The following is a 21,218-nucleotide window of genomic DNA, read 5'->3' on the forward strand; positions in this document are numbered from 1 at the left end:
GCAATTACGGTGTTAAAAAAGTGAAGGTTGCTGCGGTTCTTCGGTCTCACCGGCTTTGTTTGCGCGTATTTTGCGCAGAAAGCGCTGTCTGCAGAGGCGTAGCACCTCCTGCTTTTGCGTGTCGCTAAAGTTTTGCCAGTTAAAACGCTCATCACGGGTGCGCATGCACCCGCGGCAATACCCGCGTTCATCGACCTGACAAATACCCCGGCACGGGCTCTGGATGGGGAAAAACTCCAGCTGCTCTGCCACACTCACCTCCCGATAGCCATTCTCACCTACAGTGAAGACGCTAAACGCGCCGCGTGCAAGGCCTGTATCACAGATTTATGGCATTAAGGTTTCACTAATCTTCCCTCTCTATACTCGGCCCATCATGACAATGACAGGTTCACCGATCGATGTGGTTAATCAAAAAGTTACAATGTAACGACATTAAATTTACTCTGGGCTGTGCACTCTTCTTTACTCTGCTTAACGGGCTGTTTATCCAGCGCAGCTGGGCCATTATCGCCCCTGCCCATCTGCACGACATCCTCTTTGCCGCGTCCGTACCGCTGGTGCTGTTTTGCGGCTGGGTGATTGTTTTTAGCCTGCTGAATATCCCGTATCTCCGTAAGCCGCTGCTGATTGTGTTGACGATCGGATGCGCCGCGGCAACCTACTTTATGTACACCTATGGCGCGGTGATCGATCAGAACATGATCGTGAACGTGTTCGAAACCAACTCTCAGGAAGCGACCGCTCTGGTGACCCCGCAGATGATCCTGTGGATTGTCATTGCCGGCCTCGTGCCTTCCGTGGTGGTGGCGTTGATCCGCATTCGTACCGGGAAATGGTGGTATGCCCTGCTGACGCGGGTTGCTGCGATGCTCGGCGCCCTGCTGGTGATTATCCTGGTTGCCGCGCTGTTTTATAAAGATTACGCGTCGCTGTTCCGCAATAACAAAAGCATCGTCAAAATGGTCACCCCGGCGAACTATGTCAGCGCCGTGGTGAAGTACAGCAAGATGCGCTGGTTTGCCGGCGATCAAACGCTGGTGCGCATTGGTGAAGATGCCCATAAAGGGCCACTGATTACCGGTCAACAAAAGAAAACCGTTCTGGTGCTTGTCGTCGGCGAAGCCTCGCGTGCGGCAAACTATTCCCTGAATGGTTACGGGCGCGAAACCAACCCGGAGCTGAAAAAGCAGGATGTGATTAACTTCCCGCAGGCCTCCTCGTGTGGGACGGAAACCGCGGTTTCCGTTCCCTGCATGTTCTCCGGCATGACCCGCAGCAAATACGATGCTGACCTGGCTCACCATCGGGAAGGACTGCTCGACGTGCTTAAGCATGCGGGTATCAACCTGCTGTGGCGCGACAACGACGGCGGCTGTAAAGGTGCCTGCGATCGCGTGCCCCATACCGACATGACGCAGTGGCAGCTGGATCAGTTCTGCAAAGACAAATCCTGTATTGACGACGTGAACTTCTACCGTCTGGACAACGTGCTGGATGGCGTGAAGCAAGACACGGTGCTGGTTATCCACCTGATGGGGAGCCACGGTCCGGCATACTATCGCCGTTACCCGGACAACTTCCGTAAATTCACCCCAACCTGCGACACCAATGAAATTCAGGATTGCGACCATCAGGCGCTGATGAACACCTATGACAACACCATCCTGTATACCGACAGCATGGTCAGTAAAACCATTGATGCGCTGAAAGCCCGCCAGTCGAGCATGAACACCGCGCTGATTTATCTCTCAGATCACGGTGAATCGCTGGGTGAGAGCGGTATTTATCTGCACGGTACGCCCTACATGCTGGCGCCGGAGCAGCAAACGCATATTCCGTTTATGTTCTGGCTCTCACCGGATTACGCGAAAAACTTTGGCATCAACGAACAGTGTTTGCGTGACCATGCAGCAAAAAATGCGGTTTCTCAGGACAATTTGTTCTCAACCGTGCTGGGTATGATGGACGTGAAATCAATGGTTTATCAACAGCAGCTGGATATCCTGAGCGCATGTCGTCAGTAAACTTGCTTGCATTAGACCGAACGGTCTATTAGAGTGCGGCCATGAGCAGAAATACTGAACACGATACCCGCGAACATTTACTGGCGACCGGCGAGCAGCTTTGCATGCATCGCGGGTTCACCGGTATGGGGTTGAGCGAGCTTTTAAAAACCGCTGAGGTACCGAAGGGGTCGTTTTACCACTACTTTCGGTCCAAAGAGGCCTTCGGCGTGGCGATGCTGGAGCGTCATTATGCTGGCTACCACCAGCGTCTGGCGACCCACTTTGCGTCGGGTGAAGGTAACTACCGCGATCGTGTTCTGAACTACTATCAGGAAACGCTGAACCAGTTCTGTCAGCAGGGCATTATCAGCGGTTGCCTGACCGTTAAGCTTTCTGCAGAAGTGTGCGATCTCTCTGAAGATATGCGCACGGCGATGGATAAAGGTGCCCGCGGCGTTATCGCTCTGCTGGCCGAGGCGCTGGAGAAAGGCCGCGATGAAAAAACGCTGGTCTTTTTTGGCGAGCCGTTAACCCAGGCGCAGGTATTATATGCGCTCTGGCTAGGCGCTAACCTGCAGGCAAAAATTTCGCGCAGTGCCGTGCCGCTGGAAAGCGCGCTGGCACATGTGAAAAACAGCATTACTGCGCCTGGCATTTAACAGGCGTTTTTATTTACCCAACTACTAGTCGACTGGTCTACTCAGGAGTCTTTATGTCAGCTGAAAAATTATTTACCCCACTGAAAGTGGGTGCCGTCACTGCGCCAAACCGCGTGTTTATGGCTCCGCTTACCCGTCTGCGCAGCATTGAGCCGGGCGACATCCCAACCCCACTGATGGGTGAATACTATCGTCAGCGCGCCAGCTCTGGCCTGATCATCACCGAAGCCACGCAGATCTCTGCTCAGGCGAAGGGTTACGCCGGTGCGCCGGGCCTTCACAGCCCGGAGCAAATCGCCGCATGGCAGAAAATCACCGCGGGCGTTCACGCTGAAGAAGGTCGCATTGCGGTCCAGCTGTGGCATACCGGTCGTATCTCTCACAGCAGCATTCAGCCTGGCGGCCAGGCACCGGTCTCCGCTTCCGCCCTGAGTGCAAATACCCGTACGTCCCTGCGTGATGAAAATGGCAATGCGATCCGCGTGGATACCTCTATGCCTCGCGCGCTCGAGCTGGATGAAATTCCGGGTATCGTGAACGACTTCCGCCAGGCCGTAGCCAACGCCCGTGAAGCCGGTTTTGACCTGATTGAGCTGCACTCCGCCCATGGCTACCTGCTGCACCAGTTCCTGTCACCGTCGTCCAACCATCGCACCGACCAGTACGGCGGCAGCGTCGAAAACCGCGCTCGCCTGGTGCTGGAAGTGGTTGATGCCGTATGCCAGGAGTGGAGCCCGGATCGTATCGGGATCCGCGTCTCCCCAATCGGTTCTTTCCAGAACGTCGACAACGGTCCGAACGAAGAAGCCGATGCCCTGTACCTGATCGAAGAGCTGGCTAAACGTGGCATCGCTTATCTGCACATGTCCGAGCCGGACTGGGCTGGCGGCAAGCCTTACACGGACGCTTTCCGTCAGAAAGTGCGCGAGCGTTTCCACGGGGTGATCATCGGTGCGGGGGCCTATACCCCGGAGAAAGCCGAAGACCTGATCGGCAAAGGGCTGATTGATGCCGTCGCGTTTGGCCGCGACTACATCGCCAACCCGGATCTGGTTGCCCGCCTGCAGAAAAAAGCGGCCCTGAACCCGCAGCGCCCGGAAAGCTTCTACGGCGGCGGCGCGGAAGGCTACACCGACTACCCTTCTCTGTAATCTCGCCATTGTTCATTGATAGCGGCGATACTTCGCCGCTATACTAAAACATCGTTTCTGTTCAAAAAGACAGTCTATTCCATTGGTTAATGAGGAAATTATGCGCCTACTTCACACCATGCTGCGCGTTGGCGATCTGCAACGTTCCATTGATTTCTACACTAACGTCCTGGGCATGAAGCTGCTGCGCACCAGCGAAAACCCGGAATACAAATACTCGCTCGCGTTCGTGGGTTACGGACCTGAAACGGATGAAGCGGTGATCGAACTGACCTACAACTGGGGCGTAGACAGCTATGAGCTGGGCACCGCCTACGGCCACATCGCGCTGGAAGTGGACAACGCGGCTGAAGCCTGTGAGCGCATTCGCAGCAACGGCGGTAACGTTACGCGCGAAGCGGGCCCGGTAAAAGGCGGCACCACCGTGATTGCGTTCGTGGAAGATCCGGACGGTTACAAAATCGAGCTGATTGAAGCCAAAGACGCGGGTCGCGGTCTGGGCAACTGATCCCTCAGGGCGCAACATGCGCCCGTAGTTTTACTGCATCACCCAGCAAAATTTGCCATAATGCGCTCTGCTTTTTCCCCTTGTAAGAGACCCTGATGTCCGATAACGCTCAATTTAGCGGTCTGTGCGACCGTTTTCGTGGTTTTTATCCCGTTGTTATAGATGTAGAAACAGCCGGATTTAACGCTAAAACCGATGCGCTGCTTGAAATTGCCGCCATCACGCTGAAGATGGATGAACAGGGCTGGCTTACACCGGACACCACGCTGCATTTCCACGTTGAACCTTTTGAAGGGGCAAACTTACAGCCGGAAGCGCTGGCGTTTAACGGTATCGATCCGCATAACCCGCTGCGTGGTGCAGTCAGTGAATATGATGCGCTGCACGCCATTTTTAAAATGGTGCGTAAAGGCATGAAAGAGAGTAACTGCAGCCGCGCCATCATGGTGGCCCATAACGCCACTTTCGATCACAGCTTTACCATGGCCGCCGCCGAGCGCGCCGCGCTTAAACGCAACCCCTTCCATCCTTTTGTGACCTTCGACACCGCCGCACTGAGCGGCCTGGCCCTGGGACAAACGGTGTTATCAAAGGCCTGTATCACCGCAGGAATTGAGTTTGACGGCACGCAGGCGCACTCCGCTTTATACGACACCGAGCGCACCGCAGAGCTGTTCTGTGAGATCGTCAACCGCTGGAAGCGTCTGGGCGGCTGGCCGCTGCCGATGAGTGATGAGGCCGATCGCCAATCGTAGGCCGGGTAAGCGCAGCGCCACCCGGCAAAAAAAAAGCGACCACACTAAGCGGGTCGCTTTTTTATTTGCGCAGAAAATTACTCTGCGTCCGGCTCTTCAGTTTTGTACTTCGCCGCAGTCTCTTTGATCAGCTGCTGCAGCTCGCCGCGCTGATACATTTCAATCAGGATATCGCAGCCGCCAACCAGTTCACCGTCAACCCACAGCTGCGGGAAAGTCGGCCAGTTAGCGTACTTAGGCAGCTCAGCGCGGATGTCCGGGTTCTGCAGGATATCAACGTAAGCAAAACGCTCACCACAGGCTGACAGCGCCTGAACCGCTTGTGCGGAGAAGCCGCAGCTTGGCAGCTTCGGAGAACCTTTCATATACAGCAGAATCGGGTTTTCAGCGATCTGGCGCTGGATTTTTTCAATAGTGGTGCTCATGTCTTGCTTCCTTTAACTTCTGTTACGGCATTCGTCTGACATTGTAGCGGGTCAGACTGGCATCGGAAAATAACATTTTTGTCACGTTTATACATTCTACCCCGAGTCACGGAAAGTTGCATTGCAAATGGTGTTTACCCCTGCGGCGGTCAGGGTTTTGCTTAGGGAGTGGGCAAATGTGCGACAGAACGATGAATTTTTTTGCACTTGCTAACGAAACAGGATTGTAGATTGAAAAATGCTATTAACTTTCTGTGTTTTTATAGATTAGAATCGACGGGCTTTGTAAATCACACGCGGGTATTATTGATGACCTGCATTTATCAGGGGACTGCCCAGTGGCGCGGATAAATAAAATCTCGATCACGCTCTGTGCTTTACTGTTTACTTCACTCACTTTCACGCCAGTGGCAGACGCCTCTCAGCAGGCGCGGCATTCTGCTGTACAAAAAAACCATCTGGTGAAAGCCACAGAACGTAAGAAAAAAACCACCGCTAAGAACGACAAGAAAAAAACACCGGCTCAGACGAAACAGACCGCTTCCAGCAAGACGAAAACAAAACCTTCCCGCACTGCCCACTCCGCTAAAAGTAAAGCTTCGCAAACCGCCGCTAACCTCGTTACTGAAAAATGCATCACGCGTAAAGGCCACAAGGCGAAATGCACGAAGGTCACGAAAATAGCGGAAGTGCATAAAGTGCGTGTACAGAAAGCGCAAAAAACCGCGATGAACAAGCTGATGGGGCAGATTGGCAAACCTTATCACTGGGGGGGCAGCTCGCCACGAACCGGGTTTGACTGCAGCGGCCTCGTCTATTACGCCTATAAAGATCTGGTCAAATTCCGCATTCCTCGTACCGCCAATGAGATGTACCACCTGCGCGATGCCTCACCGGTTGACCGCGGTGAGCTTGAAAACGGCGATCTGGTATTCTTCCGCACTCAGGGTCGCGGCACGGCTGACCATGTTGGCGTCTATGTCGGCAACGGGAAATTCATCCAGTCACCGCGTAGCGGCCAGGATATTCAGATCACCTCTCTCAGCGAAGACTACTGGGTACGCCACTACGTCGGCGCGCGTCGCGTGATGACGCCGAAAACCATTCGCTAACCCCTGCCCTGCCACATCCGTGGCAGGGTAAGTTCCTCTTTTGCATACCCTTTCAATTTGCTATCCTGTCCATGTTGTCTGTGTGGTTATTGGCAACGCAAAATACAATAAGGAGAGAAGCAATGTCGTTCGAATTACCTGCACTACCGTATGCAAAAGACGCCCTGGCACCGCACATTTCTGCGGAAACCCTGGAATATCATTACGGCAAGCATCACCAGACGTACGTCACCAACCTGAACAACCTGATCAAGGGTACCGATTTCGAAGGCAAAACGCTGGAAGAGATCGTCCGCAGCTCAGAGGGTGGCGTCTTTAACAACGCCGCTCAGGTGTGGAACCACACCTTCTACTGGCACTGCCTGGCGCCGAATGCCGGCGGTGAACCTGCCGGTGAACTGGCTACCGCTATCAACGCCGCATTTGGCAGCTTCGCAGATTTCAAAGCGAAATTTACCGATGCCGCCATCAAGAACTTCGGTTCTGGCTGGACGTGGCTGGTGAAAGAGGCTGACGGCAAACTGGCTATCGTGTCCACTTCTAACGCGGGCACCCCGCTGACCACCAGCGCTAAGCCGCTGATGACCGTGGACGTGTGGGAACACGCTTACTACATTGATTACCGCAACGCGCGCCCGAACTACCTGGAGCACTTCTGGGCACTGGTTAACTGGGACTTTGTGGCGAAGAACTTCGCCGCGTAAGAGACACGCAGAAGGGTTCGCCCTTCTGCGTTTTTGGTTTATTCCGCAGCGCAGGCTGCTTCAGGCTGTTTACGACCCGACATCATCACCAGCAGCAGGCCGAGCGCGGCAATAATCGCCCCCATCACCGGCACAAAGCTGTACCCCAGTCCCCCTGAAATCACGGCCCCACCGGCCGCCGCACCGAGCGCATTGCCCAGGTTGAAGGCGCCGATGTTGACCGACGATGAGAGGCCCGGCGCTTCATGCGCAACACGCATCACGCGCATCTGCAGCGGCGGCACCACGGCAAAGGTGGCGGCCCCCCAGACGACCATCGCGATCGCGGCGCCAAACTCATTACGCGCCAGCCACGGAATGGCAATCATGATGACAATCAGCAGGGTTAAGAAGCCCTTCAGCGTGCCGCTTACGGAACGGTCGGCAAATTTCCCACCGAGATAGTTGCCAATCGAGAAGCCCACGCCAATCAGTACCAGCATCGCGGTCACAAAGAGAGGCGTTGCGTGGGTGATGTCATGCAATACCGGTGAAATATAGGTGTAGAGGGTAAACATCGCCCCAGCCCCGAGAACGGTGGTAAGCAGCGCGGAAAGCACCTGCGGGCGCATCAGCACCGCCAGCTCTTTACGCACTTCCGGACGTTCTCCGGCGCTGCCTTTCGGCAGGGAGAAGAACAGCGCTACCATCGCAATCACGCCCAGCCCGGCGGTCGCCAGGAAGGACATACGCCACCCGATCGCTTCTCCCAGCCAGGTTGCCGCAGGGACCCCGCCGATGTTGGCAATCGTTAGCCCCATAAACATGGTTGCCACGGCGCTCGCCTGCTTATGTTTTGGCACCACGCTGGCAGCCACGACCGACCCCAGCCCAAAGAACGCGCCGTGGTTAAGGCTGGTCAGAATGCGTGACAGCATCAGTGTGGTGTAGTCCGGCGCAATGGCCGAAAGCACGTTGCCCAGGGTGAAGATCGCCATCAGGAAAATCAGCGCACTGCGTCGCGCGCGGTGCGAAAGCAGAAGCGTCATCAGCGGCGCCCCGACCATCACGCCGATAGCATAGGCGCTAATTAACATCCCTGCCGCAGGGATAGAGACATCTACGCCCCGGGCAATAACAGGCAGTAACCCCATCGGGGAGAATTCAGTGGTGCCAATCCCAAAAGCGCCAATCGCCAGGGCCAGCAGGGGAAAATTGATTTTCATGCGTCAACTCCGGATGCCGTGTCATGTGGTGACACAGAACAAAGAAGTGGAAAGCATGACATCAATCACAAAAAATGAGAAGTTAACAAAATGGCAAAAGATTTTTGCCAGAGAAGTAACAATCCGGGGGGGGGTCGGGAGGGAGAAGGCTCTCCCTCCGCGTAAATCAGTGCAGCGCAGCCGTCAGACCGGCCGCGACAATCAGAGCCAGCACAACAACGGTGGTGAACAGCGAAAACTTCAGATCGGTACTCATCAATTTTTCTCCTTTTAATCCCCCCACGAAAAGTGAGCTTGCTCATTTTTGCACAGATTACGTCAAAAATCTTCCTGGATTTATACTGATAACCACTTTACCTCTTCCCCTTTTCATCAAGATAGGACAAAATTCCACGCTAAATTTATTAGCGTACCGGCCATTGACCCCCTCCTGACGTCCCGTGTCGTTTTCCCGGCGTGCCGCAATTCAAGATTGCGAGATAAGGGTGAGAGAAGGCAAACGTTTACCTTCAAGTTTTTCAGGAGCTTAGGATATGGTCTGGAGTGACATTTAATGGCAACAATTAAAGACGTAGCAAAACGCGCAAACGTTTCCACTACAACCGTATCACATGTAATTAACAAAACCCGCTTTGTGGCGGAAGAGACGCGCAATGCAGTCTGGGCAGCAATCAAAGAGCTGCACTATTCGCCAAGTGCGGTTGCGCGTAGCCTCAAGGTTAATCACACCAAGTCCATTGGATTGCTGGCGACCAGCAGTGAAGCGGCCTATTTTGCCGAGATCATTGAAGCGGTTGAAAAAAACTGCTTCCAGAAAGGCTATACCCTGATTCTGGGCAACGCGTGGAACAGCATTGAAAAACAGCGCGCCTACCTGTCAATGATGGCGCAAAAGCGCGTTGATGGCCTGCTGGTAATGTGTTCAGAGTACCCGGAGTCCGTACTGTCGATGCTGGAAGAGTATCGCCATATTCCGATGGTAGTGATGGACTGGGGCGAAGCGCGCGCTGACTTCACCGATTCCGTTATCGACAACGCCTTTGAAGGCGGCTATATGGCCGGTCGTTATCTGATCGAACGCGGTCACCGAGAGATTGGCGTGATCCCCGGTCCGCTGGAGCGCAACACCGGCGCGGGCCGTCTGGCTGGTTTTATGAAAGCGATGGAAGAAGCGCTGATCAACGTGCCGGAAAACTGGATTGTGCAGGGCGACTTTGAGCCGGAGTCGGGATACCGCGCGATGCAGCAGATTGTCTCCCAGCCGCACCGTCCAACCGCCGTGTTCTGCGGGGGTGACATCATGGCAATGGGCGCGCTCTGCGCTGCCGACGAGCTGGGCCTGCGCGTCCCGCAGGATATTTCCGTGATCGGGTATGACAACGTGCGTAACGCGCGTTTCTTCACGCCAGCATTGACCACCATTCACCAGCCGAAAGATTCGCTGGGCGAAACGGCCTTCAATATGCTGATGGACAGGATCGTCAACAAGCGTGAAGAGTCGCAGTCCATTGAAGTTCACCCGCGTCTTATCGAACGCCGTTCCGTTGCGGATGGTCCGTTCCGCGACTACCGTCGTTAATCGCTTTACGGGGGCCAGCTATGCTGGCCCCCGTAACCATTCCCGGTTCAGCGTTTCGCTGTCTCCCAGATAATCCAGCAGCCAGGCCATCGCAGGCGAGACGTCATTTTGCTGCCAAGTGAGGCAGCAGGCCGCATCCGGGAACGGATTATCCAGCGTCAGTTCAACCCATTCTCCGGTATCGATGCGCGGACGCGCAAAATGAACGGGCACCATCGCGACGCACAGCCCGGCACTGAGGCACGTTGCCGACGATTCCCAGTCAGGGGCCACCACCCGCCGCTGGTTGTCCAGAAGCCAGGTGATACGCTTGGGCAATGAACGGGACGTATCCTCCAGCACCAGCGACGGCCAGTTGCGCAGCGTGTCATCGCTCAGCGGCCCTTCCATCGCCGCCAGCGGATGATCGCTTGCCACCACGCACTTCCAGCTCAGCATTCCCATATCGCGAAAGGCGTAACGTCCCCCGACCGGGATCGCCTGCGTGGCCCCAATCGCCATCTCTGCCCTGCCGTCCGCCAGCGCATCCCAGACGCCGTTGAACACCTCCTGCGAGACCCGCAGCTCGACGTCAGAGAAATGACGATAAAAGTCGACGATCATCTGCCGGGTGCGTTCCGGCTTAACGATGTTATCCACCGCGATGGAAAGATGTCCCCGCCAGCCGTTGGCGATCTGCTGACACTGTTCGCGGGTGATCTGCATTTTTTTGATAACAGAACGCCCTTCCTTCAAAAACCACGCGCCTGCGGGCGTTAATTCCACATCACGATGCCGCCGTTCAAACAGCGGAACCGCCAGCCACTCCTCCAGCTGACGCACCGTGTAGCTGATTGCCGAAGGGACGCGGTGCAGCTCCTGCGCTGCACCACTAAAGCTGCCGTTACGCGCGACAGCATCGACCACTTCAAGAGAATAATCTGACCACATTTTCTGCCTGCAAAAAATTTGAATGCACCCGCCAAATATTAGCGTTTCACAAGCGGCTTTGCACTCCCTACACTCAGCGCCAATGTATACCTGCCTCCTCAGGAGAATAAAATAATGCAACCCAGGAACGGTTTTTTAGTCTGGCTCGGCGGCTTAAGCGTGCTGGGCTTTTTGGCCACCGATATGTACCTGCCGGCGTTTGCCGCCATGCAGGAAGATCTGCAAACCCCCGCTGCCGCTATCAGCGCCAGCCTGAGTTTGTTCCTCGCCGGTTTTGCTTTCGCACAGCTGCTCTGGGGACCGCTCTCGGATCGCTTTGGTCGTAAACCGGTACTGCTGCTGGGCCTGGCCATTTTTGCCTTGGGCTGCCTGGGGATGTTATGGGTACGCGATGCCACCTGGCTGCTGGTGCTGCGGTTTATTCAGGCCGTGGGCGTCTGTGCCGCGGCCGTGACCTGGCAGGCGCTGGTCACCGACTATTACCCGGCTAACCGCACTAACCGTATTTTCGCCACCATTATGCCGCTTGTGGGTCTCTCGCCTGCCCTCGCCCCTCTGCTGGGCAGCTGGATCCTCGCGCATTTCGACTGGCAGGCCATCTTCGCCACGCTGTTTGCCATTACCCTGGTACTGATGCTGCCGGCGTTCGCCCTCAAGCCCGCGCATAAAAAAGAAGCGCATGCTGACGCGAAGCCGATTACCTTCACTTCCCTGCTCAGCACCAAAGCGTATCGCGGTAATGTCCTGATCTATGCCGCCTGCTCGGCAAGCTTCTTCGCGTGGCTCACCGGCTCGCCGTTCATTCTGCATGATATGGGCTACAGCCCGGCAGCCATCGGCCTGAGCTATGTTCCGCAGACCATTGCGTTCCTGGTGGGCGGGTACGGCTGTCGCGCGGCGCTGCAAAAGTGGGAAGGTCAGCAGATGCTGCCATGGCTGCTGGTGCTGTATGCGCTGAGCGTCATTGGGACCTGGGCCGTTGGCTTTATTCCGGGTGCCGGTCTGGCCGAAATTTTGATCCCATTCTGCGTGATGGCCGTCGCGAACGGGGCGATTTACCCGATTGTTGTGGCCCAGGCGCTGCGCCCCTTCCCGCAGGCGACGGGCCGCGCCGCCGCGCTGCAGAACACCCTGCAGCTGGGGCTGTGCTTCCTGGCAAGTCTGGTGGTCTCTGCGCTGATTGCTACGCCGCTCCTGACCACCACCAGCGTGATGCTGGTGACCGTTGCGCTGGCGGTGATGGGTTATCGCATGCAGGCCTCCGCGCAGCGTGAGCAGGCTAACCGCGCTCAGGCTGAAACGTCACATGCATAATCGCGCCGGAAATCATGTTAATTTTCAGTGATTAGGTTGCTAAGAATTTTCTATTGAATCACCAAATTTTGAGGCCTATACTAAATTTGGTTCGATTAAATACGATAAATATTAAGTGTTAACGGGAGCCGGAGCGCTCCCGTTTTACCATGGAAGGCATTTCGGCAAGGGTTATCTCCCTTCCTCTGTTCTACGTCGGATATTAGCCTCGCGGTATTTACCGTGAGATTTCTCACAAACCAAAAAAAGCGTCTACGCTGTTTTAAGGTTCTGATCACAGTAGGGTGATGGAGAAGCTATGAGTTCATCGTGTATAGAAGAAGTCAGCGTTCCGGACGATAACTGGTCCCGGATCGTCAGTGAACTGTTAGGTCGAGCAGGCATCACTATCAATGGATCATCACCATCCGATCCTCAGGTTAAACATCCCGACTTTTTTAAACGCGTGCTGCGGGAGGGATCGTTAGGCCTGGGAGAAAGCTATATGGACGGCTGGTGGGAGTGCGAACGTCTGGATACCTTTTTCGCCAGCGTGCTGCGTGCCGGTCTTGAAAATCAACTCCCTCGCAATCTGAAAGACACCCTGCGTGTCGCCTCTGCCCGACTGTTCAATCTGCAAAGTAAAAAACGCGCGTGGATCGTTGGCAAAGAACACTACGATCTTGGCAATGACCTGTTCAGCCGTATGCTGGACCCTTTCATGCAATACTCCTGCGCCTACTGGAAAGACGCCTCGACGCTTGAAGAGGCTCAGCAGGCCAAGCTGCGTCTGATTAGCGAGAAGCTGCAGCTGCAGCCCGGTATGCGCGTGCTGGATATCGGCTGTGGCTGGGGCGGGCTGGCGTATTTTATGGCGAAGCACTACGGCGTCAGCGTCGTCGGCGTGACAATTTCAGCGGAACAGCAAAAAATGGCGCGGGAGCGCTGCCAGGGCCTTGATGTCGATATCCGGCTGCAGGATTACCGCGACCTGAACGAACAGTTTGACCGGATCGTTTCCGTCGGCATGTTCGAGCACGTCGGGCCGAAAAACTACGCTACCTATTTTGAGGTGGTGGATCGTAATCTGAAACCGGACGGCATCTTCCTGCTGCACACCATCGGCTCTAAGCGGACCGACAATAACGTCGACCCGTGGATCAACAAATACATCTTTCCGAATGGCTGTTTACCGTCCGTCCGCCAGATTGCCAACGCCAGTGAACCCCATTTCGTGATGGAAGACTGGCATAACTTTGGCGCGGATTACGACACCACGTTGATGGCATGGCATGCGCGTTTCCAGGAGACCTGGCCTGAGATTGCGGACAACTATTCTGAACGATTCAGGCGGATGTTTAGCTATTATCTGAATGCCTGCGCGGGGGCGTTTCGCGCACGGGATATTCAGCTCTGGCAGGTGGTCTTCAGCCGTGGGATTGAACACGGACTCCGTGTCGCACGCTAAAAAATAACCCCGGAAGCCCGGGGTTATTTTTTATTCTTCTTCTGCGGCAGTCTTTATTATTGCGGCTTCTTTTGCGGCCAGCACGCGCTCAACCGTATCCACCACCGCCTGGGTTTGCGGATCGATTTCGATATTCACGCGATGCCCCAGTTTTTTCGCACCCAGCGTGGTGCGCTGCAGCGTTTCGGGAATTAAATGCACGCAAAAACGCGTTGGCGTTACTTCCCCCACCGTCAGGCTAATCCCATCAATGCCAATAAATCCTTTATAGAGGATGTATTTCATTAATGAGGGATCCTGCATTTTAAACCAGATTTGACGGTTATTTTCCGAGGTCACGATTTTTGCCACTTCAGCGGTGGTCATAATGTGCCCGGACATCAGGTGGCCGCCAATCTCATCGCTGAACTTGGCCGCCCGCTCAACGTTGACGGTATCTCCCACCGCCAGCTCGCCCAGGTTGGTGATGCGCAGCGTCTCTTTCATTAAATCAAAGCTAATCTGGTTGCCGTTAATTTCGGTAACGGTCAGGCAGCAGCCGTTATGGGCAATCGACGCACCGGTTTCAATGCCCTCAAGCATATATTCCGGCAGCTCAACTACGTGAGTACGGAAATTAGGTTTTTCATCAATGGACACCACTTTGGCGGTGCCCTGCACAATGCCAGTAAACATGCTTACAACTCCTGTTTTTTCCGGACGGTGGTGACACCGTTTAATCCCACCACAATAACAGTTGGAAAAAGAGGTTGCCAGCAGAGCGCATTTTCTGGCGATTTTTTCACTAGATAAATAGCTAAAGCCCGCTACAATAGCTGGCACCCCCCTGCATTTTCTTCTTGCTGCCCGTTTCGGCGGCTTTTTTACTCGCTCAAATAACTACAAAATAAAGGTGTTCACGTGCAGAAGTACATGAATGAAGCGCGCCAGCTATTGGCACTGGCTATACCAGTGATCGTCGCGCAAGTGGCCCAGACCGCAATGGGATTTGTGGATACGGTAATGGCAGGTGGCTATAGCGCCACCGATATGGCGGCCGTAGCTATCGGCACGTCAATCTGGCTTCCGGCCATCCTGTTCGGCCACGGTCTGCTGCTCGCGCTCACGCCTGTTATCGCTCAGCTCAATGGCTCGGGTCGTCGCGAGCGCATTGCCCATCAGGTCCGTCAGGGTTTCTGGCTGGCAGGGTTTGTCTCCCTGCTGATCATGGTCGTGCTCTGGAACGCGGGTCATATTATTCGCGCTATGCATAACATTGACCCGGCACTGGCTGATAAAGCCGTGGGCTATCTGCGCGCCCTGCTCTGGGGTGCCCCTGGCTACCTCTTTTTCCAGGTGGCGCGTAACCAGTGCGAAGGCCTGGCGAAAACCAAGCCCGGGATGGTGATGGGCTTTATCGGTTTGCTGGTCAACATTCCGGTGAACTATGTCTTTATTTACGGTCATTTCGGGATGCCCGAACTGGGGGGCGTCGGCTGCGGCGTGGCGACGGCAGCCGTTTACTGGGTGATGTTCTTCTCGATGATCGTCTTTGTAAAACGCGCCCGTTCCATGCGCGATATTCGCAACGAGAACAGATTTAGCACGCCGGACTGGAGCATCATGATGCGTCTGGTGCAGTTAGGGTTGCCAATTGCCCTGGCGCTGTTCTTTGAGGTGACGCTCTTTGCCGTGGTCGCCCTGCTGGTCTCCCCGCTGGGCATTGTGAACGTGGCCGGGCACCAGATTGCGCTGAACTTCAGCTCCCTGATGTTCGTCCTGCCGATGTCGCTGGCCGCGGCGGTGACAATTCGCGTGGGCTTCCGCCTGGGACAGGGCTCAACCCTGGATGCGCAAACGGCCGCCCGGACGGGGTTAGGCGTGGGTGTTTGTATGGCTGCCTGTACGGCACTTTTTACCGTTGCGTTACGCGAGCAGATTGCCCTGCTCTATAACGACAACCCGGAAGTGGTCGCGCTGGCCTCGCACCTGATGCTGCTGGCCGCAATTTACCAGATTTCTGACTCCATCCAGGTGATTGGCAGCGGCGTGCTGCGCGGATACAAAGACACGCGTTCGATCTTCTTTATCACCTTCATCGCCTACTGGGTGCTAGGCCTGCCGTGTGGCTATATTCTGGCTCTGACTGATTTAGTGGTTGAGCGCATGGGCCCGGCAGGGTTCTGGATGGGCTTTATCATCGGCCTGACGTCGGCGGCGATTATGATGATGATGCGAATGCGCTTCCTGCAACGCCAACCGTCAACGGTCATTTTGCAGCGCGCGGCACGTTAACGACGCAGTAGCCGCCACCCGGCGGCTACTTTCTCTTCACTTTGCGCGGTAATGAAGCAATCGCGTGAAATCAGAGAGAAAAATGCATTTTCCCTCTTGCCACCTCGATGCTGTGCCGCTAATATTCGTCCCCGTTGTCACCGACAACACGTTGCGTTCATAGCTCAGTTGGTTAGAGCACCACCTTGACATGGTGGGGGTCGTTGGTTCGAGTCCAATTGAACGCACCATTCTGCGTCCGTAGCTCAGTTGGTTAGAGCACCACCTTGACATGGTGGGGGTCGGTGGTTCGAGTCCACTCGGACGCACCATTTCAGTCCTGAAATGGTGCAAATCCTCTTATGATATCCTGATTTTTCCTAATCCCTTATTTTCATCATTGTTCTCCTGCTACGCTTTTCTTATGGAAAAAAAACAGGAAGACCGTCGATGAAGAAAATCGCGATTATCGGCTCCGGCCCCACAGGGATTTATACTTTTTATCATCTCCTTAAAAACAGCACCCCGCTCTCAGTTTCCATCTTTGAACAAGCCGAAGACGCTGGCGTGGGCATGCCCTATAACGATGACGATAATTCCCGGCTGATGCTGGCGAACATTGCGAGCATTGAAATCCCGCCCATTTTTATGACCTACCTCGACTGGCTCAAGGAACAGAGTGACGCTCATCTTGCGCGTTTCAGGGTTGATAAAGCCCGCCTGCATGACAGACAGTTCCTGCCCAGGCTCTTGTTGGGCGAGTATTTCCGCGACAGCTTTCTCTCCATCGTTAAAGAGGCAAAAAAGCGGGGATTCAACGTTGATGTCCATGAATCTGCGAAGGTCACCGACATCATTCCAGCGACAGCCGGCGTTACGCTTTCCGTAAACGGCAGCGTCTTGCCCGATCAATTCGACCTGGCGGTTATCGCCACCGGCCACGTCTGGCCAGATGAGGAGGAGGCCACGCGCACGTTCTTCCCAAGCCCCTGGTCCGGACTGATGGACGCCAGGATTCCTCCCTGCCGCGTCGGTATTATGGGGACATCGTTAAGCGGTCTCGACGCGGCCATGGCGGTAGTGATGCAGCACGGCGCGTTTCGCGACGATAAATTCGTGCTGGATAAGGGCAGCGAGGCATTAAACATTGTCCTGATGTCCCGGACGGGCATTCTGCCGGAAGCCGATTTTTACTGCCCTATCCCCTACGAACCACTGTCGGTACTGACCGAACGCGCGGCTGAAAGCGAGATTGCCAAAGGATCGGATGGCCTGCTCGACCGCATCTTTACCCTGATGGTGAAAGAGCTTCAGCTCGCTGACCCGACGTGGTGCGGGAAAATATCGCTGCATAAGCAGAACACGGACAGCATTCGTGAGGCCTGGTTTGAGGATCGTAAACGGCACGGCCCCTTTACCTGGGCGGAAGAAAATCTCAACGAGGTTGAGCGGAACAAACGCGAGCGGCGCACCGTAGCCTGGCGCTATACCGTGCTTCGGCTGCATGAGGTGGTTCAGGAGATTGTGCCCCACCTCAACGAACGTGACAGAGAGCGCTTTAAGCAAGGCCTGGCCCGGGTATTTATCGATAACTATGCGGCCATTCCTCCGCAGTCTATCCGCAGGCTGCTCGCGCTTCGCGAAGCCGGCATCATTAGCGTGGCTGCGCTCGGCGACGATTACGCGCTGGATGTTGGCAGCGATCGCACGGTAATCACCACAAAAGAGACCGTTTACCGCTTCGACGTTTTTATTGACGCGCGCGGGCAAAAGCCGCTCAAAACGAAAGATCTGCCCTTCCCGACGCTGCGCAAACAGCTGGAAGCCACGGGCGAAGAGATACCCGACATCGGCGAGGATTACACCTTAAAAGCGCCTGACACCGTTCGCGGGCGCATCGCCTTCGGCGCGATACCGTGGCTGATGCACGATCGTCCCTTCATTCAGGGGCTGGCGGAGTGTGCAGAGATTGCGCAAGCAATGGCGAAGGCGGCGGAAAAACCCGCGTCAGGATCGCGGCGGAGATTACCGTATATTGAGAACTGACAGGGCTTCCATGCCCTGCTGTTGCTGATTACTCGAAGAAGACTTCCGGGTTTTCAGACAGCGAAACGAAGGTTTTCGTCTCTTTATCCAGCGCGAGGATTTTGCCGCTTTCAATGTCGTACACCCAGCCGTGCAGTCGGATAGAGTTATTACGCAGGCCCACCGCAACGGACGGGTGGGTCTTAATGTTGCTCAGCTGCGCAAACACGTTCTCCTGCACCATCGCATTGACCTTATCGATCGGCTTATCCCAGGTTTTCTTCTCCACCACGGCTTTCGCCGCGTCGGAATAGCGCAGCCAGTGTGACACAGCAGGCATCGGCTCCAGGTTCGCGTTATCGGCAATCGCCTTCATCGCGCCACAGTTGGAGTGACCACAAATCACGATATCCGTGACGCCCAGCGCCACCACGGCGTATTCGATGGTGGCTGACACACCGCCAGGCTCCGGTCCGAACGGCGGCACAATGTTGCCAGCATTACGAATGACAAAGAGTTGTCCTGGCTCTTGCTGGGTGACCAGTTCCGGGACCAGACGGCTGTCGGAGCATGAGATGAACAGCGCTTTGGGATTCTGGCTGGACGCTAAACTGCGGAAGAGTTCTTTACGTTGCGGGAAAATCTCTTTTTGAAAGCTGAGAAAACCTTCAATGATATGTTGCATAGCAATGTCTCTTTTATCTGTTTTAGTTTAGGTATGATCGCGATCACACTCGTAAAGTTTACCCATCGTGGTTTACTTCAGACAAGCAATATATTTCTGGCCCGACCGCTGCACAATCTCGTCCGCACTGGCCTGGATGTTCTGTCCTTCAAACGCGCCGTAAAGACGTTCAAACGTTCTGCCTTCGAGATGACTCACCACCGACGCCACGGTGCGGGCCGGCAGCGGAAGATAATTCGGATAGCTCCACATAAACGAGACGGCGTCTTTACCCGGCGTCACCTGCAGAATATCGCCCACCAGCAACACCCCATCCCCCTCCTGCCAGTGCAGCACCGTTCCACCGGCAAAATGCCCACCCAGACGCAGCAGGGTGATCGACGGGAAAATCTCCAGCGCATCGCCATCCCAGAAATGAATCGCCGGGCTGTCGCGCATGACCCACTCTCTGTCGCTGGCGTGCAGGTACACCGGCGCATCAAACGCCGCCGCCCACTCCTGCATCGTGGTGTAATAGTGCGGATGTGAAATCGCAATCGCGCTGATGCCGCCGAGGGCGGTAATGAGCGTTTTGGTTGCGGGGTCGAGGTTGGCGATGCAGTCCCAGAGGATATTCCCGTGGGGCGTTTGCAGGAGCAGCGCCCGCTGGTTGATCGCAAACGCTGGCACCATTTTGATCCCAAACAGCCGCGGCTCCAGCTGCTGCCATTTGTTGGTATGCGTGGCGGTGACGGTGTCCAGATCGGTCCACGCCTGGCCCGTTGCGGGCACATACTGGCGCTCGTCCTCGCAAATTGGGCAACTGTCCGGCTGCGTATCGTAGGCGGTTCCACAGGTTTTACAGAGTGTAATCATGTGCTCTCCTCAGCGATAAAGCACTGAGTATGGCAGGGATTATCCTTATGTGCTGCGAGGTGCATTGCTGGCGTTTTTTACCCTATACTGTGCCAGTATCAAAAACTGAACAGAGCAGGTGCCACATGGAAATTGATCTCGATAACTTAGTCTTTAACGGTCTGGATGAAGCCGAAGAGCGTAATGCCGAGCGTCTGGACGATGCAGACAAAAAAGCGCAGGCGATTGTCGCCGACGACGACTGCGGCGACGCCTGCAAGATCTAATAAAAAAGCACCGGGAAACCGGTGCTTTTTTATTTCACTCGTTAAACGTCACGCACACCTCGTTCCAGTACGTTTCGCGCGTGCGGCGCAGTTCAGCGTGACGTTTTATCATGGAACCACTCCGGGTCAATGTTGGCAACGTCCACGCCATACAGGCTGGCGACAGGCAGTATTGACTCAAGAACACGTTGCGCGCTGTTCTCCGCATTCACTGGTCGGGTCGCAAAAAACCGCCGTAACGTGCTGATCCACTTTTTCATCGTCTTACCCTCTCTCGCCGTGTCTGCCTTAAGTTAAACACCCAAACCTCGCGCGGGGGAAATACCAAAATCCACTGTCGATGTGCAGGATTTGCAAATAGCCTCCCGTTCTTTTCACTCCTCATTAACACCTTGTTCACTAATGCTTTTTTGCTCATAGCAAAGAACGATTTCTTATTTGGCGATAGCTTTCGCTTATGGGAGCGTAGCTGGGTAAAACAAAAACAATGGGATGGCGAATGACTATGGCAGCAAACATGAAAGGGTTTACCAAACGGACATGGGTTCTGGGATTACTGGCGGCGGGCAGCCTGCTTTCAGCGCAGGCGCAGGCCGATCAGCTGGCCGATATTAAGGCCGCAGGGGTGGTGAAAGTGGCCACCTTTGACGCCAACCCGCCGTTTGGCTCTATTGATGCAAAAACGCACGAGATCGTGGGCTATGACGTGGACTTCGCCAAAGCGCTGGCAAAATCGCTCGGCGTGAAGCTTGAACTGGTTGCCACCAACCCGGCTAACCGCATTCCGCTGCTGCAGTCCGGTAAAGCAGACCTGATCGTGGCGGATATCACTATCACCCCGGAACGCGCGCAGGTGATTGATTTCTCGACGCCTTACTTTGTCACCGGCCAGCAGTTCCTGGTCCCGGCTAAGTCCCCGGACAAGCTTGATGACTATAGCCGGGCGCGCATTGGCGCGGTCAAAGGAACGACGGGCGAACAGGCGCTGCACCAGCGTTTCCCGCAGTCACGCGTGCTCTCTTATGACGATATTCCCCTGGCGCTGACGGCACTGCGCAACGGCAACGTGCAGGCCATTACCCAGGACAGCACCATTCTGGCCGGTCTGCTGGCGCAGGCGCCGGATAAAGCGAACTTCAAAATCCTGCCCGATCTGCTCAGTAAAGAAGAGATTGGCGTAGGGGTGAAAAAAGGTGAAACGGCGCTGCTGAAGGCCGTCAACGACGAGCTGGTCAATCTCGAGAAGAACGGCCAGGCGGCAAAAATCTACGACGTCTGGTTTGGTCCAGGCACCCCAGCTCCACAGCCTCGCGCCTTTAAGATAGAAGCTAAGTAA

Annotated in this window: 23 protein-coding genes and 2 tRNA genes; 16 read left to right on the forward strand and 9 right to left on the reverse strand. The window is 55.2% G+C overall.

Annotation, left to right across the window (positions count from 1 at the left end):
• Positions 1–12: 12 nt before the first annotated feature.
• Complete coding sequence (locus N037_RS00665; protein ID WP_023335439.1) at positions 13–252, reverse strand: DUF1289 domain-containing protein; 240 nt, start codon at positions 250–252, stop codon at positions 13–15.
• A 149-nt stretch (positions 253–401) separates the two neighbouring features.
• On the opposite strand from N037_RS00665, the gene eptA reads away from it, so the two are divergent.
• The 5 genes from eptA (at position 402) to rnt (ending at position 5,082) form a co-directional block, all read left to right on the forward strand.
• A complete protein-coding gene (eptA, locus tag N037_RS00670; RefSeq protein WP_032638256.1) occupies positions 402–2,027 on the forward strand; it encodes a phosphoethanolamine transferase EptA in 1,626 nt (541 codons plus the stop codon).
• A gap of 41 nt (positions 2,028–2,068) precedes the next feature.
• Entirely contained in the window at positions 2,069–2,668 is a 600-nt protein-coding gene (locus N037_RS00675) for a TetR/AcrR family transcriptional regulator (protein ID WP_032638257.1), read from the forward strand.
• A gap of 53 nt (positions 2,669–2,721) precedes the next feature.
• Positions 2,722–3,819, forward strand: a complete 1,098-nt coding sequence (locus tag N037_RS00680; protein WP_023311356.1) for an alkene reductase — start codon at positions 2,722–2,724, stop codon at positions 3,817–3,819.
• Positions 3,820–3,919: 100 nt separating this feature from the next.
• Entirely contained in the window at positions 3,920–4,327 is a 408-nt protein-coding gene (gene gloA, locus N037_RS00685) for a lactoylglutathione lyase (protein WP_013096923.1), read from the forward strand.
• A gap of 95 nt (positions 4,328–4,422) precedes the next feature.
• A complete protein-coding gene (rnt, locus tag N037_RS00690) occupies positions 4,423–5,082 on the forward strand; it encodes a ribonuclease T (RefSeq protein ID WP_032638258.1) in 660 nt (219 codons plus the stop codon).
• 77 nt (positions 5,083–5,159) lie between these two features.
• Here rnt and grxD read toward each other — a convergent pair whose 3' ends face one another.
• The gene (grxD, locus tag N037_RS00695; RefSeq protein ID WP_003832760.1) at positions 5,160–5,507 is read right to left on the reverse strand and encodes a monothiol glutaredoxin 4; all 348 of its coding nucleotides are present in this window, start codon (positions 5,505–5,507) and stop codon (positions 5,160–5,162) included.
• Positions 5,508–5,845: 338 nt separating this feature from the next.
• On the opposite strand from grxD, the gene N037_RS00700 reads away from it, so the two are divergent.
• A complete protein-coding gene (locus tag N037_RS00700) occupies positions 5,846–6,619 on the forward strand; it encodes a C40 family peptidase (RefSeq protein WP_023335434.1) in 774 nt (257 codons plus the stop codon).
• A 122-nt stretch (positions 6,620–6,741) separates the two neighbouring features.
• Entirely contained in the window at positions 6,742–7,323 is a 582-nt protein-coding gene (sodB, locus tag N037_RS00705) for a superoxide dismutase [Fe] (protein ID WP_023311353.1), read from the forward strand.
• Between the two features lie 38 nt (positions 7,324–7,361).
• On the opposite strand, the gene N037_RS00710 is transcribed toward sodB, so the two are convergent.
• The gene (locus tag N037_RS00710; RefSeq protein WP_032638259.1) at positions 7,362–8,528 is read right to left on the reverse strand and encodes an MFS transporter; all 1,167 of its coding nucleotides are present in this window, start codon (positions 8,526–8,528) and stop codon (positions 7,362–7,364) included.
• A 166-nt stretch (positions 8,529–8,694) separates the two neighbouring features.
• Positions 8,695–8,784, reverse strand: a complete 90-nt coding sequence (gene cydH / locus N037_RS24725) for a cytochrome bd-I oxidase subunit CydH (RefSeq protein WP_032638260.1) — start codon at positions 8,782–8,784, stop codon at positions 8,695–8,697.
• Positions 8,785–9,081: 297 nt separating this feature from the next.
• Between cydH and purR the strand changes: the two genes are divergently transcribed.
• On the forward strand, positions 9,082–10,107 hold the full coding sequence (gene purR / locus N037_RS00715) for an HTH-type transcriptional repressor PurR (RefSeq protein WP_023335431.1): 1,026 nt from the start codon (positions 9,082–9,084) through the stop codon (positions 10,105–10,107).
• An 18-nt stretch (positions 10,108–10,125) separates the two neighbouring features.
• Here purR and punR read toward each other — a convergent pair whose 3' ends face one another.
• Positions 10,126–11,037 (reverse strand): DNA-binding transcriptional activator PunR, encoded by a 912-nt coding sequence (punR, locus tag N037_RS00720; RefSeq protein WP_023335430.1) that lies wholly within the window; start codon positions 11,035–11,037, stop codon positions 10,126–10,128.
• Between the two features lie 114 nt (positions 11,038–11,151).
• Between punR and punC the strand changes: the two genes are divergently transcribed.
• Both punC and cfa read left to right on the forward strand, forming a co-directional pair.
• Complete coding sequence (gene punC, locus N037_RS00725; protein WP_032638262.1) at positions 11,152–12,351, forward strand: purine nucleoside transporter PunC; 1,200 nt, start codon at positions 11,152–11,154, stop codon at positions 12,349–12,351.
• A 298-nt stretch (positions 12,352–12,649) separates the two neighbouring features.
• Complete coding sequence (gene cfa / locus N037_RS00730) at positions 12,650–13,798, forward strand: cyclopropane fatty acyl phospholipid synthase (RefSeq protein ID WP_032638263.1); 1,149 nt, start codon at positions 12,650–12,652, stop codon at positions 13,796–13,798.
• A 30-nt stretch (positions 13,799–13,828) separates the two neighbouring features.
• Here cfa and N037_RS00735 read toward each other — a convergent pair whose 3' ends face one another.
• Complete coding sequence (locus N037_RS00735; protein ID WP_023311347.1) at positions 13,829–14,473, reverse strand: riboflavin synthase; 645 nt, start codon at positions 14,471–14,473, stop codon at positions 13,829–13,831.
• 225 nt (positions 14,474–14,698) lie between these two features.
• On the opposite strand from N037_RS00735, the gene mdtK reads away from it, so the two are divergent.
• From mdtK to N037_RS00755, 4 genes are all read left to right on the forward strand, one after another.
• Complete coding sequence (gene mdtK / locus N037_RS00740; protein WP_032638264.1) at positions 14,699–16,072, forward strand: MdtK family multidrug efflux MATE transporter; 1,374 nt, start codon at positions 14,699–14,701, stop codon at positions 16,070–16,072.
• A gap of 153 nt (positions 16,073–16,225) precedes the next feature.
• Positions 16,226–16,302: transfer RNA gene (locus tag N037_RS00745), tRNA-Val, on the forward strand.
• Between the two features lie 4 nt (positions 16,303–16,306).
• Positions 16,307–16,383, forward strand: a tRNA-Val gene (locus tag N037_RS00750).
• Between the two features lie 118 nt (positions 16,384–16,501).
• A complete protein-coding gene (locus N037_RS00755; RefSeq protein WP_032638265.1) occupies positions 16,502–18,097 on the forward strand; it encodes an FAD-NAD(P)-binding protein in 1,596 nt (531 codons plus the stop codon).
• Between the two features lie 28 nt (positions 18,098–18,125).
• Here the strand turns inward: N037_RS00755 and N037_RS00760 are convergent, their stop codons facing one another.
• Both N037_RS00760 and N037_RS00765 read right to left on the reverse strand, forming a co-directional pair.
• Positions 18,126–18,761 (reverse strand): carbonic anhydrase, encoded by a 636-nt coding sequence (locus N037_RS00760; RefSeq protein ID WP_023335425.1) that lies wholly within the window; start codon positions 18,759–18,761, stop codon positions 18,126–18,128.
• Between the two features lie 72 nt (positions 18,762–18,833).
• Complete coding sequence (locus N037_RS00765; protein WP_032638266.1) at positions 18,834–19,616, reverse strand: MBL fold metallo-hydrolase; 783 nt, start codon at positions 19,614–19,616, stop codon at positions 18,834–18,836.
• A gap of 125 nt (positions 19,617–19,741) precedes the next feature.
• Between N037_RS00765 and N037_RS24730 the strand changes: the two genes are divergently transcribed.
• A complete protein-coding gene (locus N037_RS24730; protein ID WP_003857665.1) occupies positions 19,742–19,882 on the forward strand; it encodes a hypothetical protein in 141 nt (46 codons plus the stop codon).
• Positions 19,883–19,974: 92 nt separating this feature from the next.
• On the opposite strand, the gene N037_RS25010 is transcribed toward N037_RS24730, so the two are convergent.
• Entirely contained in the window at positions 19,975–20,142 is a 168-nt protein-coding gene (locus tag N037_RS25010) for a hypothetical protein (RefSeq protein ID WP_014831607.1), read from the reverse strand.
• A gap of 257 nt (positions 20,143–20,399) precedes the next feature.
• Here N037_RS25010 and N037_RS00770 point away from each other — a divergent pair, with 257 nt between their 5' ends.
• Positions 20,400–21,218 carry an ABC transporter substrate-binding protein gene (locus N037_RS00770; RefSeq protein ID WP_032639107.1) on the forward strand — a complete coding sequence of 273 codons (819 nt, stop codon included), beginning with the start codon at positions 20,400–20,402 and terminating at the stop codon, positions 21,216–21,218.

Source organism: Enterobacter sp. EGD-HP1 (genome assembly GCF_000733275.2).
In the GTDB taxonomy this organism is placed as follows: domain Bacteria; phylum Pseudomonadota; class Gammaproteobacteria; order Enterobacterales; family Enterobacteriaceae; genus Enterobacter.

Excerpts from the sequence above, each read along its gene's own strand:
- eptA (WP_032638256.1), top strand. The coding sequence starts at position 402 with ATGTGGTTAATCAAAAAGTTACAATGTAACGACATTAAATTTACTCTG.
- N037_RS00675 (WP_032638257.1), top strand. The coding sequence starts at position 2,069 with ATGAGCAGAAATACTGAACACGATACCCGCGAACATTTACTGGCGACC.
- N037_RS00680 (WP_023311356.1), top strand. The coding sequence starts at position 2,722 with ATGTCAGCTGAAAAATTATTTACCCCACTGAAAGTGGGTGCCGTCACT.
- gloA (WP_013096923.1), top strand. The coding sequence starts at position 3,920 with ATGCGCCTACTTCACACCATGCTGCGCGTTGGCGATCTGCAACGTTCC.
- rnt (WP_032638258.1), top strand. The coding sequence starts at position 4,423 with ATGTCCGATAACGCTCAATTTAGCGGTCTGTGCGACCGTTTTCGTGGT.
- grxD (WP_003832760.1), bottom strand. The coding sequence starts at position 5,507 with ATGAGCACCACTATTGAAAAAATCCAGCGCCAGATCGCTGAAAACCCG.
- sodB (WP_023311353.1), top strand. The coding sequence starts at position 6,742 with ATGTCGTTCGAATTACCTGCACTACCGTATGCAAAAGACGCCCTGGCA.
- N037_RS00710 (WP_032638259.1), bottom strand. The coding sequence starts at position 8,528 with ATGAAAATCAATTTTCCCCTGCTGGCCCTGGCGATTGGCGCTTTTGGG.
- cydH (WP_032638260.1), bottom strand. The coding sequence starts at position 8,784 with ATGAGTACCGATCTGAAGTTTTCGCTGTTCACCACCGTTGTTGTGCTG.
- purR (WP_023335431.1), top strand. The coding sequence starts at position 9,082 with ATGGCAACAATTAAAGACGTAGCAAAACGCGCAAACGTTTCCACTACA.
- punR (WP_023335430.1), bottom strand. The coding sequence starts at position 11,037 with ATGTGGTCAGATTATTCTCTTGAAGTGGTCGATGCTGTCGCGCGTAAC.
- punC (WP_032638262.1), top strand. The coding sequence starts at position 11,152 with ATGCAACCCAGGAACGGTTTTTTAGTCTGGCTCGGCGGCTTAAGCGTG.
- cfa (WP_032638263.1), top strand. The coding sequence starts at position 12,650 with ATGAGTTCATCGTGTATAGAAGAAGTCAGCGTTCCGGACGATAACTGG.
- N037_RS00735 (WP_023311347.1), bottom strand. The coding sequence starts at position 14,473 with ATGTTTACTGGCATTGTGCAGGGCACCGCCAAAGTGGTGTCCATTGAT.
- N037_RS00755 (WP_032638265.1), top strand. The coding sequence starts at position 16,502 with ATGAAGAAAATCGCGATTATCGGCTCCGGCCCCACAGGGATTTATACT.
- N037_RS00760 (WP_023335425.1), bottom strand. The coding sequence starts at position 18,761 with ATGCAACATATCATTGAAGGTTTTCTCAGCTTTCAAAAAGAGATTTTC.
- N037_RS00765 (WP_032638266.1), bottom strand. The coding sequence starts at position 19,616 with ATGATTACACTCTGTAAAACCTGTGGAACCGCCTACGATACGCAGCCG.
- N037_RS24730 (WP_003857665.1), top strand. The coding sequence starts at position 19,742 with ATGGAAATTGATCTCGATAACTTAGTCTTTAACGGTCTGGATGAAGCC.
- N037_RS25010 (WP_014831607.1), bottom strand. The coding sequence starts at position 20,142 with ATGAAAAAGTGGATCAGCACGTTACGGCGGTTTTTTGCGACCCGACCA.
- N037_RS00770 (WP_032639107.1), top strand. The coding sequence starts at position 20,400 with ATGAAAGGGTTTACCAAACGGACATGGGTTCTGGGATTACTGGCGGCG.